The sequence below is a fragment of the Aureitalea sp. L0-47 genome (assembly GCF_026126405.1).
GTDB lineage: Bacteria > Bacteroidota > Bacteroidia > Flavobacteriales > Flavobacteriaceae > Pukyongia.
Genome location: NZ_JAFMTQ010000002.1, coordinates 1 through 15280, shown reverse-complemented (window position 1 = coordinate 15280; position 15280 = coordinate 1). Strand labels below are relative to the sequence as shown.

Here is a 15280-nt window from a genome sequence, read left to right as displayed (position 1 = left end):
GATGTTCAACAGGGATCGATGGAGTGAAATATTAGAAGCGCTAAGCAGCAACTGGTTCAGGACGGTGCTTACTGCCTTTGGTGTGCTCTGGGGGATCTTCATACTAGTGATTCTACTGGCAGCCGGAAAAGGTCTTGAAAACGGTGTGAAATCGGATTTCGGAAATATCGCCACGAATACCATGTTCATGTGGACCCAAACCATCTCGAAACCCTACAAGGGACTTCCCAAAGGAAGAAGGTTCACCTACCGAACAGCGGATGTTCAGGCAATCTGGGACAATGTGCCAAACCTTCGATTTGTTTCTCCCAGAAATCAGTTGGGCGGCTTTGGAGGTAGCAACAATGTGGTCCGCGGACTAAATACCGGAGCATATAATGTGTATGGTGACTACCCTGAAATTATTGAACAACAGCCCATGGATATCACCAGTGGAAGGTTTATAAATTATGGTGATATCGATGAGAAACGGAAAGTGGCAATAATAGGTGAGGGTGTGAAGACAGGACTTTACGATCCTGCCGAAGACCCACTAGGTACCTATATCAAGATCAACGGAGTGAATTTCGTTGTGGTTGGAACCTATAAGAAAAAGTCGCAGGGAGGAGATTCCGAAGAAGACCAGAAAGAGATCTATGTACCCTTCACAGCCTTTTCCCAGGCGTTTAACAGGGGTGACAGGGTAGGTTGGATGGCAATCACGGCTGAGGATGGCTCTTCCATAACTGTATTAAAAGAGCAGATCTTCGACGTGATGAAGCAACGTCATACCATACATCCGGACGATGACAGGGCGATAGGGAATTTCGACTTGTACGAACAATATAGCAGGATAGAGCGATTATTCTTCGCCCTGAACATCATAGCATATTTCGTGGGAACCCTGGTATTGCTTTCCGGAATTATCGGAATAAGCAATATCATGCTCATAGTAGTAAAAGAAAGGACAAAGGAAATAGGTATCAGAAGGGCAATTGGAGCTACTCCCTGGTCGATAAGAGGACAGGTATTACTGGAATCCATGGTGCTTACGATCGTTTCAGGGATGGTAGGAATTTCTCTCGGCGCCCTGGTGATCTTCGGAATTAATAAGATTCTGGAAGCCAATGGGCCGGTGGATATGTTTTCGAATCCGAGTGTAGATATCTCGGTTGTTGTTTCCGCCCTCATTATACTGGTGGTTTCAGGACTCCTGGCAGGTTTTATTCCTGCTCAGAATGCAATAAAAGTAAAACCGGTGGACGCTTTGCGCACCGAATAATATAACTAACGAACAAATGAAAAGAACGGTAACCATTATCATTCTAGCTGTAATTGCTGTATCATTTACAGCAGCACTCTATTATTTATACTCAAAAAACCAGGAAGATCCTGTCATCTATGAAACATCAAGTGCGGAGGTTGAGAGCATTGTCAAGAAGACAGTGGCCACGGGAAGCATTGTTCCAAAGGAAGAGGTCCTCATTAAACCAAATATCTCTGGTATTATAGAGGAGATATTTGTGGAGGCGGGACAGCAGGTTCAGGCGGGAGATTTGCTTGCTATGGTAAAGGTAGTTCCGAATGTTTCGGCATTAACCAGCGCCAAGAACAGTATCAATAGTTCAAGAACACAACTTGAAACGGCGAGGCTGGCACTTCAGAATGAAGAAAACATATACAATCGGCAGAAAGGACTTTTCGAAAGGGGAGTTATCTCGGCCAATGAATTCGATAATGCGCAACTGGTATTCAATCAGGCCAAGCAGCGATTCAACCAGGAAAAGGTAAACCTTGCAGGAGCGCAACAGAATTACGATATTGTAAAGACGGGAACCACAAGTGGCCTTGGAGCAGCTGCAACCACCGAAATAAGAGCTACCGTCTCCGGGATGGTTCTCGATGTTCCGGTAAAGGTTGGGAACCAGGTGATAGAAGCCAATAATTTCAACGATGGAACTACTATTGCCACACTCGCAGATGTAGACAAAATGATCTTCGAAGGAAAAGTTGATGAAAGTGAGGTAGGGAAGATCAGGGAAAATCTTCCGCTTGAAATCACTGTGGGAGCGATTGAGAACGCCACCTTTGACGCCATTTTAGATTATATCGCTCCGAAAGGTGTGAGTGAGAATGGGGCTATTCAGTTTGAAATTAAAGGAACTTTGAACAAAAAAGATACTACCTTTATCCGTGCCGGGCTTAGTGCTAATGCCTCGATTATCCTGGCCAGGGCAGATAGCGTATTGACCTTGAAAGAAGCACTGGTACAATACGACCCTAAGACCCAAAAACCCTTTGTGGAAGTTGAGACAGGGGATCAGGAGTTCGAGCGTAGAGACATCGAACTGGGAATCAGCGATGGTATAATTGTGGAGGTCGTTAATGGTATTTCTAAGGACGACAAGATAAAGGTGTGGAACCAGATCAAACCAGCACAGGAATTCGGTAGAAATTAAGTGGTTTAATTCATCAAAATTTCTGTAACACTTTAACATTTTAACAGACAAATCCGGCAACTATCAATTCTATGAAGAAACTAGTTATCATACTGATTTTGCTACTTGTAGCATCACCTAGCTTTGCACAGAAAAAATGGACCCTTAAGGAATGTGTGATTCACGCTCTGGAGAACAACATTTCAATTCAACAAAGTGAACTCGATGTCGAGTTAGCGGACATCGCCAAACTTGATGCAATTGGGAATTTTCTACCTTCACTAAACGGACAGGCATCTAATTCCTGGAATACGGGTCTAACTCAAAATGTTGTTACAGGAGTTTTGGAAACTCAGACAGCACGTAACTCTTCCTATTTTGTTGGGGCGGGCCTTGACCTCTTCAAGGGGCTGGAAAATGTTCGCAGGAACCAAAGAGCCAAGATTAACAGGCTAGCTGCGGATTACAGCCTGGATAAAATGAAAGACGATATTTCTTTGTTCGTTGCAAATGGCTATTTACAAGTCCTTCTGAATAAGGCGAACCTGGATGCCATAACCGCTCAGAACGAAGTGACCATGGAGCAGCTTCAGCGAACTATGGACCTGGTAGATGCTGGTGTTCTGCCTCGCGGCGACCTTCTTGAGATCAAGGCGACGGATGCCAGTGAAAAGCAAAACATCATTATTTCTGAAAACGCCGTTCAGATCTCACTTATAAACCTTGCTCAATTACTTCAGATTGAAGACTATGAGAATTTCGATATAGCTGAAGAGGAATTTGCGATCATCGATGAAGGTATTTCGAGCAAGGAGATTTCAGAAATAATAGAATCGGCAAAGGAGAATCGTTCAGAAATAAAGATTGCAGAAAAGAATGTGGAACTAGCTGAAAAGGATCTTCAAATTGCCCGAGCGGCTTTCTATCCATCAGTAACCGCATTCATAAACTACAATACTCGTGAATCTGATCTCCCAAGTGGATTTAGTCAAACTATCGATGAAAATAATCCGTTCTCCATTACGGAGCAACCTATAGGTATTGTGGGTAGCACCGGAGAAGACGTTTTCGGTATTTCACCCAATATAATCCTTGCCGAAGAACCGCCATTACCCTTTATGGAACAATTGTATCGTAACGATGGTATTTCTTACGGGATTCAAATGCAAGTACCCATATTCAATGGATTCGGGATTCGTAACAATGTGAAGAGAAACAAGGTGAACCTGAAGCGTCAGGAACTTTTACTTGAACAGGCGAAATTAGACCTTGAGTCCAATGTTTACCAGGCCTATGTTGATGCCAAAGGTGCGTTGAAGTCTTATGAATCTGCACAAGTAGCCGTAGAGTCTCAGGAGCTGGCCTATCAATATGCCAAGGATCGTTATGATGTTGGTTTAACCAATGCCTTCGATTTCAGCCAGTCTAAGTTGAGATACGATAATGCACGAATCGAATTGAACCGAGCCAAATATGACTACATATTTAAATTAAAAGTTTTAGAATTGTATTTTGGCATACCCGCAACAGAGTTAAAGATTTAATTATGAAGAAAAAAACACTAATCATCATAGTTTCTGCTATTGCAGTCCTTCTTATATTACTTGTCGTTGCCAAGAAGCAAGGGTGGATTGGTTCCGATGGTGATTCCACCGAGGTACAGGTGAAGGAGATTGCCCCTATGGAAATTATTGAAACCGTAGCGGCTACCGGAAAGATCCAGCCGGAAGTAGAGGTTGCACTGTCTTCTGAGGTTTCAGGTGAGATCATCGAATTACCCATAAAAGAGGGACAGCAGGTTAAAAAAGGAGATCTCCTGGTTAAGATCAATCCCGATCTTATCCAGTCGGCTGTGAGTCAATCGCAAGCTGGTCTGCAGAATGTCCGTGCCCAGCTTTCCCAGGCGGAAGCTAACCTTAAAAACGCGGAACTGAATTACAATAGAAATAAAGAATTATTCGAAAAAGGAGTAATATCCAAGGCCGAATGGGATCGTTCTGTGAATGAATATGAATCTGCACAGGCCAATAAACAATCTGCCTATTACAGCGTACAAAGTGCGGCGGCAAATTTACGTCAGACCCAGGACAATCTGGAACGTACGACGATTTATGCACCCATGGATGGAACCATATCCAAGCTGTCTGTTGAATTAGGGGAGCGAGTGGTAGGGACCGCCCAGATGGCAGGTACAGAAATTGTCAGGGTAGCAAACCTTAACAATATGGAGGTAGAAGTGGATGTGAATGAAAACGACATTGTGAAGGTTTCCTTAGGAGATTCGACGATAGTTGAAGTGGATGCCTACCTCAAAAGAGAATTCAAAGGAATAGTTACCGAAATAGCTAATTCGGCGGAAAATGCTATCTCCGTGGATCAGGTTACAAACTTTAAAGTAAAGGTGCGTATTGTTCCGCAGTCCTATGCGGATCTCACTGAAGGGAAACCAGAGAATTTTTCACCTTTCCGCCCGGGCATGACGGCCACTGTGGATATTATTACCGAGAAACAATCTGATGTTACCGGTGTTCCTATTAGTGCTATTGTAATAAAGACAGATACGAGTTGTGTGAAAGGATTCAAAGCCAGAAAAGACAGGGAAAAAACGGAAGGCGAGCAGGAGAAGTTTGAGTGTGTCTTTGTAAAAGACGGAGACGAAGCTAAATTAAGAGTCGTTTCCACTGGAATACAGGATGATTCAAACATACAGATTACCTCAGGTCTTTCTGAAGGAGATGTGGTTATCACAGGTCCGTACAACACAGTAACAAAGACATTGGATTGTGGCGACAAGGTAACTGAAACTGATACTAGCAAGGAGGATGAAAAAGAAGATGAGTAATGGCTACTATATTGTGTCTTGAGACAGCAACGACAAATTGTTCGGTAGCGCTTTCGGTTGACGGGAGCGTTACTGCATTTAAGGAAGACAGGAGTTCCCGCTACAGTCATGCGGAGAAGTTACACCCCTTTATTATAGAAGTACTCCGGGAGGCCGATATAGATAGATCGGAGCTTGACGCCATTGCAATTAGTAAAGGTCCGGGTTCATATACCGGACTAAGGATAGGAGTTTCCGCAGCCAAAGGATTGTGCTTCGCATTAGACATCCCCCTTATCTCGGTGCCGACCCTAGCTTCCATGGCCATGCAAATAAAGGATAATAGCTACGATTTCATAGTCCCCATGATAGATGCCAGGAGGATGGAAGTGTATTCAGCTGTATTTAATTCTGAAAAAACTGAGGTTCGGGAAACACGGGCGGAAGTCCTTGATGAAAATTCATTTGAAGAAGTGCTATCGAAGGGGAGAGTGGTATTTCTAGGGAATGGGGTTGAAAAATTCCAGGGGATCCATATGCATCCTAATGCAACTTACTTAGGACAAGCTATGCCATCTGCTCTTGATATGGCCGAAGTAGCTGAGCGCAAATACGAAATAAGCGACATCGAGGATGTCGCTTATTTTGAGCCGTATTATTTAAAAGATTTTATCTCCGGTTGATCTTATACACCATCGTAATGACGGATAGCTCGAATAAGATCTTTTTCATCGTTTAAGTCCAGGTTATTGGAATTTACGTAGTTCTTCATCATCTTCTCATTCTCTGCAAATACTTTGAGTTTCTTTTTTCTGTTAGACGGTAACTCGAAGAATTTTCCTTCCTTATCTACCAGATAGTAAACGGGTTTATCACTGAATTTAGCAGGGATATCACGGGTAATCGATGTATTCGCGGGCTTAGCAGCGGAGAATTCCTTCTTGACCTTTTTAAAGAGATCAACCTTATTTCCTTCCAGTAGCACCTGGAAATAACCTCCTCCTTCAATTCCGCCATCGTAAGGGACAAAAACAAAAATGTCCTTGCTGCCTATCTTAACGTAGATATCCGGAGATTTAGTGAGGGCTTTAGCATCATCGTCACTACTGTCTAGAGATTCTTTCACCTCCATTTCATCAGCAAGTGCGTTATATCGCAAAGCCACGTTGGTTGCTAATAACTCCTTTCCTTTATAGACATTACCCGGTAAGTAGGAAGGGTGATTGTAGGGCGTTCCGGTATAGCTTTCCGTATCGTCTAAATCGATCCCCATGTTTTGTCTTTTAATGAATTCATCTACTTGATGAAGACTATTGGTAAAAGCACGTAACTGTGTTGGGTCTCCTCCAAAATTCTGTGAAGTGGCCTGGAATAAGCCGCATGATAAAAAGATGGTAAGTATTGCTATTTTCTTTCTCATTATATTGTATTTAAAGTCTAAATGGTATTTAAAATATTTCTTATGCTAAATTAAACCTGGAACAATCTATTTGCAAGTTTATGATAGCGTAATTTATTAATTCACTGTCGGCATTTATAAATGCAGACTCAAAGGTAAACCCATTAAACCCCAATAAATAGGGGGTTTTGAAATATTTAACTTTTGAGTTCCTGAAAAATATTACACTTCTTGGTTATAAAAAAGTAAATTTATCATAGCTAAAATTGCTAATTAATCAATTGCGAAACTACCCGGCTATGAGATTGAGAATTCTGGTTGCTCTTTTTATATTTACTTTGTTTTCTCATGCACAGGAATTGAGTGATACCTATCTCGATACTCAGCCCATCGATTCGTTGATTCCTTTGTACGATCTCCATGCAGAGGATACCGTATTAGCCAGTCGAATTGCCTTAAAATATATTGAAAAGGCCCGGGAGATGAATGACAGTACCCGAATCGCTCGTGGATATACGCGCTTGTCCTTTATATCCGATAGGCGTAATGGTATAAAATACCTGGATTCGGCTATCAGGATATCACAAAACAGTACGCATAAGAATTTCCCAACCGTTGGTTATCTGTTCAAGTCGCATTACCTCTATGAAAATGAGGAGTACGAGAGGAGCCTTCAAAGTGCATTGCTGGCATACCAGTTCGCCAGGACTAAGAGCCAGATAGGCCATCAGATCACAGCCCTACACCAGATAAATGATATAAATGAACTTTGGGGAGACTATGAGAAATCATTGGATGCCCATCTGCTAACATATAAACTGCTCCTGGAAAATAAGGGCAGTGAGCAATTTGATGAAAACTACATTTCTTCCCTGGAAGGCCTTGGAAGATCCTATGTAAATCTGAAGCAACCCGATTCAGCCCTTTATTATTTTTCTGAAGGAATAAAGGAGTCGTTAAGAGCATCCGATTCGGCCACGTATTACGCATTCGTCTCTCGTTCCGGAACTGCGCTCTATGTTAAAGGTGAATACGATAGGGCCCTGGATAGTCTGTATAAAGCAGACAATTATCGCGATCAATTCAATAATTATTACCTCCCATACTATTACTATTATGTAGGTAGTGTTTTCAATAAGAAAGGAGATGTGGACAAGGGCATGTCTTATTTCAGTAAAATTGATTCACTGTACGAAGATAGAGGAATTCTATACCCGGAACTACCGGAGGTGTACGATAAACTAATAAGCTATCACAAGGGCCGGGGAGAAGACGATCTGCAATTGGATTACCTCTACAAGCTTGTTGTAGTACTTCGACTTATTGAAAATAAAAAGCGTAATATCAACGAAAAGACAGTCAATGACTTTGAAATACCCAAACTAGTTGAAGAAAAAGAACAGCTTATCGCTGATCTTGAAGAAAGAAACAAACTTTCCAACACTACACTTATTTGGGCATTGGGATTCCTGGCGATAAGTTCTGGACTGCTGCTGTATTATTTCAGAAGACAAAAACAATACAAGAAACGATTTGAAAACCTGATTACAAAAAAGAAACCGGAAGTTCAGGAAGAGACTAACACTATTGAAGATCTGGGTATCTCACAGGAGATCATAGATGATATACTTTCCAGGCTTCAAACTTTTGAAGAGCAAAAGGAATATCTCTCTCAGCGAATTTCCCTTAACGAGATGGCGAAGTTGTTCGAAACTAATTCCACCTACCTTTCCAAAGTGATTAATTTGAAGAAGGGTAAGAACTTTTCGCAATACATAAACGATCTTCGAATTGACTTTGCCGTTGAGGAATTAAAGGATAACAGTACATTCAGGAAATACACCATCAAGGCTATCGCGAACGAATGTGGATTTAAAAGTGCCGAATCTTTCTCCAAGAGTTTCTACAAGAGCAACGGCATATATCCTTCTTATTACCTGAAACAATTGCAACAGCAAAAACTGTAATTTGGAAAGAAAAGGTATTGGGTGTTATACCCCATCGTAGAATTGAATGATCTTAAGCAGGTCTTTCTCTTCCTCTGGGTCGAGGTTGTTCTTCTTCACATATTCTAAAACCACTTCCTTGTTAGCTCCGAAAATGTCAAACTTCTTGGATTTCTCGTCTGGCAGCTGGAAGAACCTACCACTTTTTGTGACTAAGAAATATTGAGATTCGTCTCTGAATTCAGTAGGAACATCTTGTGTAAAGGAGGAAGAGGCCTTGCGACCGGGAATTACTCTTTTTTTCAATTTTTTATAGAGATCGAGCTTCTTACCTTCAAACATCACATGAAAATAACCGCCATCTTCTATTTTTCCCTGGAACGGAATGAAAACATATATGTCATTAACTATCTTAACAAATATCTCAGGGTCCTTGGGTAGTAATCGTGCATCTTCGTCTTTAGATTCCAGAGATTCTTTCACCTCTATCTCATCGGCCACTGCATTATAGCGTATTGCTATATTTGTAGCCCAAAGTGCATTGCCTTTGTAAACATTTCCAGTTAAATAGTCGGGGTGGTTATAAGGTGTGCCAATGGAGTTCTCCTCCAGGGTGTACTTGTCAAACTTGCGCTGGCGCTTATTATTTTGATCGATCTGGTTAAGTCCGCCCACAAATTCCCTATCCCAAAACTGAGCTTCTGCTGTAAAACTGAACAGCATTAGAATAATTAGCAGATAATATGTGAACTTTTGCATACGAACTATATATACTATAGACTATCGTAGTACCGCAATAGTTTAATCAGGTCGTAGTTTTTATTGATATTGAGATCCTTGTCTCTGATATATTGCTTGATCTGCTTTTTGTTGCTGCCCAGGCTATTTACCTTGCCATTCTTTGAGCCTGGCAATTCAACCAATTCTTTATTTTCATTTAAGAGGAAAAGCGCTTCTTTTTCCTTGTACATAGGCAGGATATCTGTAGCAATAGAATTAATTGCCTTTTTCCCCTCTATAAAATCCTTAGTCAACTTCTTATAAAGGCTCAAGCTCTCGCCCTCGAATAAAACTTCATAATATCCTCCTGCACCGGTTTCTTCATTCTTGTCCAGAAATACAAACAAACGATTCATGATCTTCACGTATATGTCTTCCGACTTCACCAAAACCTTGGCCGCATAGTTTGACGTGTTCAATGATTTTTTGATCTCGAACTCATCCCTAAGAGCATTAAATCTGAGGCCCACATTACTGGCAAGGATAACACCATCACGAAACACAAAACCTTGCTGAAATCTTTTATCCGCATAGGGAGATCCTGTGAATTTGTAACCGTGATCCGGAGGTGTGATCGCTTTTTGAGAAATATATGTGTCGGTTTCAGGATCGTTAAAAACACCCTGAGCCTTTAGGGAGGATGAAATTAGAGTCGCAAAGGTTAGGATCAGTAATGCAGCTGTTCTTTTCATAGTAATTTGAAGTGCTAAATTTTAATTGAATCGGTTTTCAAAAAATAGTCAGGTGAACCTTTATCGAAAAAATAGACGTGGTATGAAATATCAAACGGCAGACTTATTAATTAAGTCAGATTGTAAACAAAAAAACATTTAACTCGTTTGATCACCTTTCCTTTAAAGCAGGCGAAGATAATTAAATCATCACAGATTTTTTGTTAAAACGGTATTAATTCAGACTGTTAAAAAGGTGAATTGTTGCATTAATATCTGCGAATCGCCTTTAGCGCTGCCGAAGTTTCTCTCATTGGTAGTTTGCAAGTATTGTTCACGCATACATAGATAAGTGTCTCTCCCTCAACGAATCGCCCTTCAAGAAGATAAGAGTCGCTTGATCGCATACTTCCAGCTAAGAGTTTGTTCGGAATGTATTCTGAATTGATCTCACCAATTACCTTGAGAGCGTTTTCACCCATCACAACTACTTCATAATAGTCGTTCTGGTAATTCGAAAGCAGATCCAGCCAGTTCGAAAAACTACCTGGGTACTGTTCCAGTTCTGGGAGCACGTTTTTAAGCATCTGTTTGGCTGCTTTTCCAACTTCGGGAAGGTCGTAATAATGAGATAATTTAAAGAGATTCTTTGCCATGATGGAATTGGACGCAGGGATAACATTGTCCCTGTATTCGAAATTCCTGGTTACCAATTTCGGGTCATCTTCCGAAGTAAAATAAAACATAGCTTTTTCTTCATCCCAGAACTTTTCAAACACATAATCTTTAAGTTGCAAACTCTTTTCCAGCCATTGCTCGTCCAGAGTTATTTCGTAAAGTGAAATAAAAGCCTCCATTACTGAAGCATAATCCTCCAGGTAGCCATTAATAGCGCTGGTCCCATCTTTGTAGCTGTGTAAAAGCGCTCCCGATTCCTGTAGCTGCTCGTCCAGAATGAACTGTGCATTTTTTAAAGCGACCTCGAGGTATTCTTCTTTCTGAAAAACACGATATGCATCTAGATAACCTTTTAGCATGAGTCCGTTCCAGGAGGTGAGAGATTTATCATCCAGACGAGGTCTTGGCCGTTTATCCCTGTATTCAGATAATACAGATCGCCAGTTGTTTTTTTTCTTCTGAAGCGCTTCGGTCGTTAGATTGAAGTCGGCCATGATTGTCTCATCACTCTTGGTTCTGATGAGCACGTATTGATCGTTTTCCCACTTTCCGAAGCTATTTATGTTGTAATACGCCTTGAACAGTTCGAAATCATCGGCAAGCAATGATTCCAATTCCTCTATTGTGTAGATATAGTAAGTTCCTTCTTCCAATTCGCCCTGCTCATTTTCGCTATCCGCATCCAGGGAGGAATAAAACGCACCACTTTCATCAGTCAATTCCTTTTTCACGAATTCAAGTGTTTCGAATACTACCTCTTTGTAAAGAGGTTTTTTGGTTATCGAGTAGGCATCGCTGTACAGGCTTACCAACTGCGCATTGTCGTAAAGCATTTTCTCGAAGTGAGGTACGTGCCAGCGATCATCCGTGCTGTAACGGGCAAAACCTCCTCCTATATGGTCGTAAACGCCCCCGTAAGCAATCTTATCCAGAGTAAGTAACACATAATCCAGCAGCTCTTTGTCACCAGAAGCCATGGCATTCCGAAGTAAATACTGGTAATTCACAGGCATCATGAATTTAGGGGCCCTGTTGGTCCCGCCAAAGCGGTAGTCGAAATTTTTACTCCAGGATTCAACCAGCATGGTCGTATCGTAACTGCTGAAATCTACATCACCGCTATTAAAAGTTAGCAGGTCTATCGATTTTATTCCTTCCTCTAAACGATCAGCATAGTCGATGAGGTTCTGTGGTTCTTCTTCGTAAAGTTCCTGTATCTTCTCAATACTTTTTATCCAATCTTCTTTTCTGAAATAGGTCCCACCCCATATAGGCCGTCCATCGGGCAATGTAATTACATTTAGCGGCCATCCTGCCCTTCCGGTCATTAGTTCAACCGCACTGATATAGATCTGATCCACATCCGGCCGTTCCTCGCGGTCTACCTTCACATTTATGAAATTGTCGTTCATTACCGAAGCCACCAGGGAATCTTCGAAGCTTTCTTTTTCCATAACATGGCACCAATGGCAAGCTGCATAGCCGATACTGATTATCATGAGCTTGTTATCGGTTTTTGCTAATTCAAGAGTCTCCTCATTCCAGGCTTTCCAGTCCACTGGATTGTGGGCGTGCTGTAATAGGTAAGGACTGGTTTCATTTATAAGGTCGTTGGTGTATTTTGGTTCGTCCATGTCGTTCATTGAAGAATTGCAAGAATAAAGAAAGAGAATACCAAGTATAGGAGCGATGAGGTAACGCATGTTCAATGGATAAGAAACAAAAATACGCTTTTGAATATTCAAAAGCGCATTTTATCATTTTTTAGGATCTTCTAGTTAACTTCGAATGTGATCTTAACGTTTACCCGGAATTCAGTGATATCATTATCGTTCACGATCGCACTTTGGTCCTGTACGTAAACAGACTTGATGTTCTTAACGCTCTTCGCGGCATGCTTCACAGCATTTCGGGTCGCATCTTCCCAACTTTCGTTAGAGTTGGAGAGTACTTCTATAACTTTTAATACTGCCATAATTTGTAAGTTTTAATTAATTAATCGTAAACAAATAAGATACGAAAAATATGGCAGAAAACTTTATGTATTTTGTGTGTTTCTGAAGGGTTAACCGTTGACGGCCTCAACGTATTCCACTTTACCGTGTAGCATTTCCCTGAGCATATTTTCAATACCATTTTTAAGCGTCACGGTAGCCGAAGGACAGCCGCTACATGCTCCCTGCAGGATCACCCGAACGGTTTTAGTTGCCTCATCAAAGGAATCGAATGCGATATGTCCGCCATCACCGGCTACAGCAGGCTTCACATATTCATCAAGAATTGAGATGATTTCTTTATCGAAATCGGTTTGAGGGGCTCTGTTTTCTTCAGAAGCGTTTTCCTGAACTGACTTATGGGATAATATAGCATCGTTTAGGATCGGTTTGTCCTGTTCGATGTAGCTTCTGATGAATTCTCTCAGCTCCAGTGTGACTTCGTTCCAGTCGGCAACGTTATATTTCATTACCGAAACATAGTTGGAACTTATGAAAACCTCCTTTACAAAAGGGAATGTGAAAAGCTCCTTTGCCAGTGGTGCCTCGGCCGAATCGTCTATATTCTTGAATTCGAAGGTTCCATCCGCGAGAGGCTTGTTAGCCACAAACTTCATAACAGAAGGGTTGGGAGTACTTTCAGCATATACTGTAACAGGGACCTTTTTTTGTGTTTCTTCTTCTATCACAACTGGCTTTCCGCTATTGAGGTAGTTGGAGATGGAAATGGAAACATCTTCCTGAACATCGGGCCAGTCAACGATGTTGTACTTTTCAATGGCAACGAAATTCTGTGAAATATAGACGGTTTTCACGAAGGGTAGGTAAAATAATTGCTGAGCCAGCGGACTCGGTTTAGCTTCGTCTATGTTCCTGAATTCGAAACTTTTAGCCTGAGTAAGAAAGGTGTTTGCAATAAATTTTACGATGTTTTCGTTGTTAGTGGGTTGAATGTCAATACTAAAATGTCCCATTTGCGGCTTTTTTTTGCAAAAATAACAAAAGAAAACCATTGTAATCAATATATTTGAGGCGATAACAACCTACTATGAAGAGAATTTTACTCCCCATTCTACTGGTCTTCTCTGTATTGGTTCATTCACAGATTACTGTGGATGAAACTTTTACAACCCAGGAATTGGTTGAAGATGTATTGATCAACAGTACCTGTGCGGTTGTCAGTAACTTTCAGCAGAGTACCGGAACGAACTTCGGAGACGATAACGGAATCGCTTTTTTCGACGGAAATGGATCCGACTTCCCATTTACTTCAGGTATTATTCTTTGCTCCGGAAATGTTCAGAACGCCCCCGGTCCTAATCTTACCACACATAGTGATGGAGGTATAGGCTGGCCGGGAGATCCGGACCTTGAGGCGGTGACCACTGCGACCAATACAAATAACGCTTCCTGGATATCCTTCGACTTTGTCCCGCAAATTTCACAAATTAGCTTTGACTTTATAATGGCTTCGGAAGAGTACGATCAAAATTTTGAATGTACCTTCTCAGACGCCTTTGCTTTTATACTTACAGACCAGGATACCGGCCTTGTTCAGAACCTCGCGGTGCTGCCTGGAACAACAATCCCTATCGAAGTTACCAATATTCACCCGGAAGTTCCCGGGGGATGTCCCGCTATTAACGAAGAGTTTTTCGACAAGTACAATTTTGAACCTTTCAATATTGCAGCGAATGCAGCAATTGATTATAACGGGCAGATTGTTGAATTATCAGCCCAGGGAGACGTAATTGTTGGAAACACCTATACCATTAAAATGGTAGTGGCAGATGAACAGGACACTGCTTTGGATATGGCGGTATTCCTTGAAGCCGGATCCTTTAACCTGGGATTGGCCTTGCCAAATGATTTTACAATTGCGGCTGGAAATGCTCCCTGTGAAGGCGAAGAATTACTTTTAGAATTAGAGACTGATGTCACTGGCCAAACTACATATCAATGGTTTCTTTTTAATGAAGTTACGATGGTCTTCGATCCTCTACCAGGTGAAACAAATAATTTCCTTATTGTGACACAGCCCGGTACTTATGGAGTAGAAGTTGTCTTGGGTGGTGCCGGTTGTTCGGCATTCGACGATGTTGTTGTCGAATTTGCCCCACAACCCGTTGCGGTGGTCCCCGATGATATTGTACTCTGTGATGAGGTTCCAAATGATGGTTTAGCCGAATTTGACCTTACCATCAGGGATGCTCAGATAATTAACGGACAACCGGATACCTTTGTGAGCTATTACCTGACCGAAGTAGCAGCCGAAGCCGGTGCTTTTCCAATAGCCACTCCGAATGCATTTACTAATACAGTACCTGGCTTTCAGACAGTTTGGGCCCGATTGGAAGAAAACAATTTTGGTTGCTTCGACATTGTTCCCTTGGATCTACAGGTGAACGATGCTCCTGCCATCACGGATCCTATTTCGGATTATTTCCTTTGCGACAATGACCAGGATGGTATTGAGGTTTTTGATCTAACGACTAAGGATGCTGAGATTTTGAACATATTGGTCAATGTGACCTTGACCTATCATTTAAGTGAGCCTGAGGCCACTGGGGGTTT

The 15280-nt window shown here is 41.6% G+C and carries 13 protein-coding genes; 7 read left to right on the top strand and 6 right to left on the bottom strand.

Features of this window, described 5'->3' with window-relative positions; genetic code table 11:
- Position 1 precedes the first annotated feature (1 nt).
- From J1N09_RS03320 to tsaB, 5 genes are all read left to right on the top strand, one after another.
- A complete protein-coding gene (locus J1N09_RS03320; RefSeq protein ID WP_265198123.1) occupies positions 2–1261 on the top strand; it encodes an ABC transporter permease in 1260 nt (419 codons plus the stop codon).
- Positions 1262–1277: 16 nt separating this feature from the next.
- A complete protein-coding gene (locus tag J1N09_RS03315; RefSeq protein ID WP_265198122.1) occupies positions 1278–2438 on the top strand; it encodes an efflux RND transporter periplasmic adaptor subunit in 1161 nt (386 codons plus the stop codon).
- Positions 2439–2509: 71 nt separating this feature from the next.
- On the top strand, positions 2510–3961 hold the full coding sequence (locus J1N09_RS03310) for a TolC family protein (RefSeq protein ID WP_265198121.1): 1452 nt from the start codon (positions 2510–2512) through the stop codon (positions 3959–3961).
- 2 nt (positions 3962–3963) lie between these two features.
- The gene (locus tag J1N09_RS03305) at positions 3964–5259 is read left to right on the top strand and encodes an efflux RND transporter periplasmic adaptor subunit (RefSeq protein WP_265198120.1); all 1296 of its coding nucleotides are present in this window, start codon (positions 3964–3966) and stop codon (positions 5257–5259) included.
- Complete coding sequence (gene tsaB, locus J1N09_RS03300; protein ID WP_265198119.1) at positions 5259–5921, top strand: tRNA (adenosine(37)-N6)-threonylcarbamoyltransferase complex dimerization subunit type 1 TsaB; 663 nt, start codon at positions 5259–5261, stop codon at positions 5919–5921. Before J1N09_RS03305 ends, tsaB begins: the two co-directional genes overlap by 1 nt.
- 2 nt (positions 5922–5923) lie before the next feature.
- Here the strand turns inward: tsaB and J1N09_RS03295 are convergent, their stop codons facing one another.
- Complete coding sequence (locus J1N09_RS03295) at positions 5924–6658, bottom strand: hypothetical protein (RefSeq protein WP_265198118.1); 735 nt, start codon at positions 6656–6658, stop codon at positions 5924–5926.
- A 278-nt stretch (positions 6659–6936) separates the two neighbouring features.
- Between J1N09_RS03295 and J1N09_RS03290 the strand changes: the two genes are divergently transcribed.
- Positions 6937–8604, top strand: a complete 1668-nt coding sequence (locus J1N09_RS03290; RefSeq protein ID WP_265198117.1) for a helix-turn-helix domain-containing protein — start codon at positions 6937–6939, stop codon at positions 8602–8604.
- Positions 8605–8628: 24 nt separating this feature from the next.
- Here the strand turns inward: J1N09_RS03290 and J1N09_RS03285 are convergent, their stop codons facing one another.
- The 5 genes from J1N09_RS03285 to J1N09_RS03265 form a co-directional block, all read right to left on the bottom strand.
- Positions 8629–9342 (bottom strand): hypothetical protein, encoded by a 714-nt coding sequence (locus J1N09_RS03285; protein WP_265198116.1) that lies wholly within the window; start codon positions 9340–9342, stop codon positions 8629–8631.
- A 14-nt stretch (positions 9343–9356) separates the two neighbouring features.
- Positions 9357–10055, bottom strand: coding sequence for a hypothetical protein (locus tag J1N09_RS03280; RefSeq protein ID WP_265198115.1), 699 nt, complete (start codon positions 10053–10055; stop codon positions 9357–9359).
- Between the two features lie 248 nt (positions 10056–10303).
- Positions 10304–12415, bottom strand: a complete 2112-nt coding sequence (locus J1N09_RS03275; RefSeq protein WP_265198114.1) for a thioredoxin domain-containing protein — start codon at positions 12413–12415, stop codon at positions 10304–10306.
- A 71-nt stretch (positions 12416–12486) separates the two neighbouring features.
- Positions 12487–12687 (bottom strand): dodecin family protein, encoded by a 201-nt coding sequence (locus J1N09_RS03270; RefSeq protein WP_265198113.1) that lies wholly within the window; start codon positions 12685–12687, stop codon positions 12487–12489.
- Between the two features lie 90 nt (positions 12688–12777).
- Positions 12778–13680 (bottom strand): NifU family protein, encoded by a 903-nt coding sequence (locus J1N09_RS03265; protein ID WP_265198112.1) that lies wholly within the window; start codon positions 13678–13680, stop codon positions 12778–12780.
- 74 nt (positions 13681–13754) lie between these two features.
- Here J1N09_RS03265 and J1N09_RS03260 point away from each other — a divergent pair.
- On the top strand, positions 13755–15280 hold a 1526-nt coding region (locus tag J1N09_RS03260; RefSeq protein ID WP_265198111.1), incomplete at its 3' end, for a choice-of-anchor L domain-containing protein.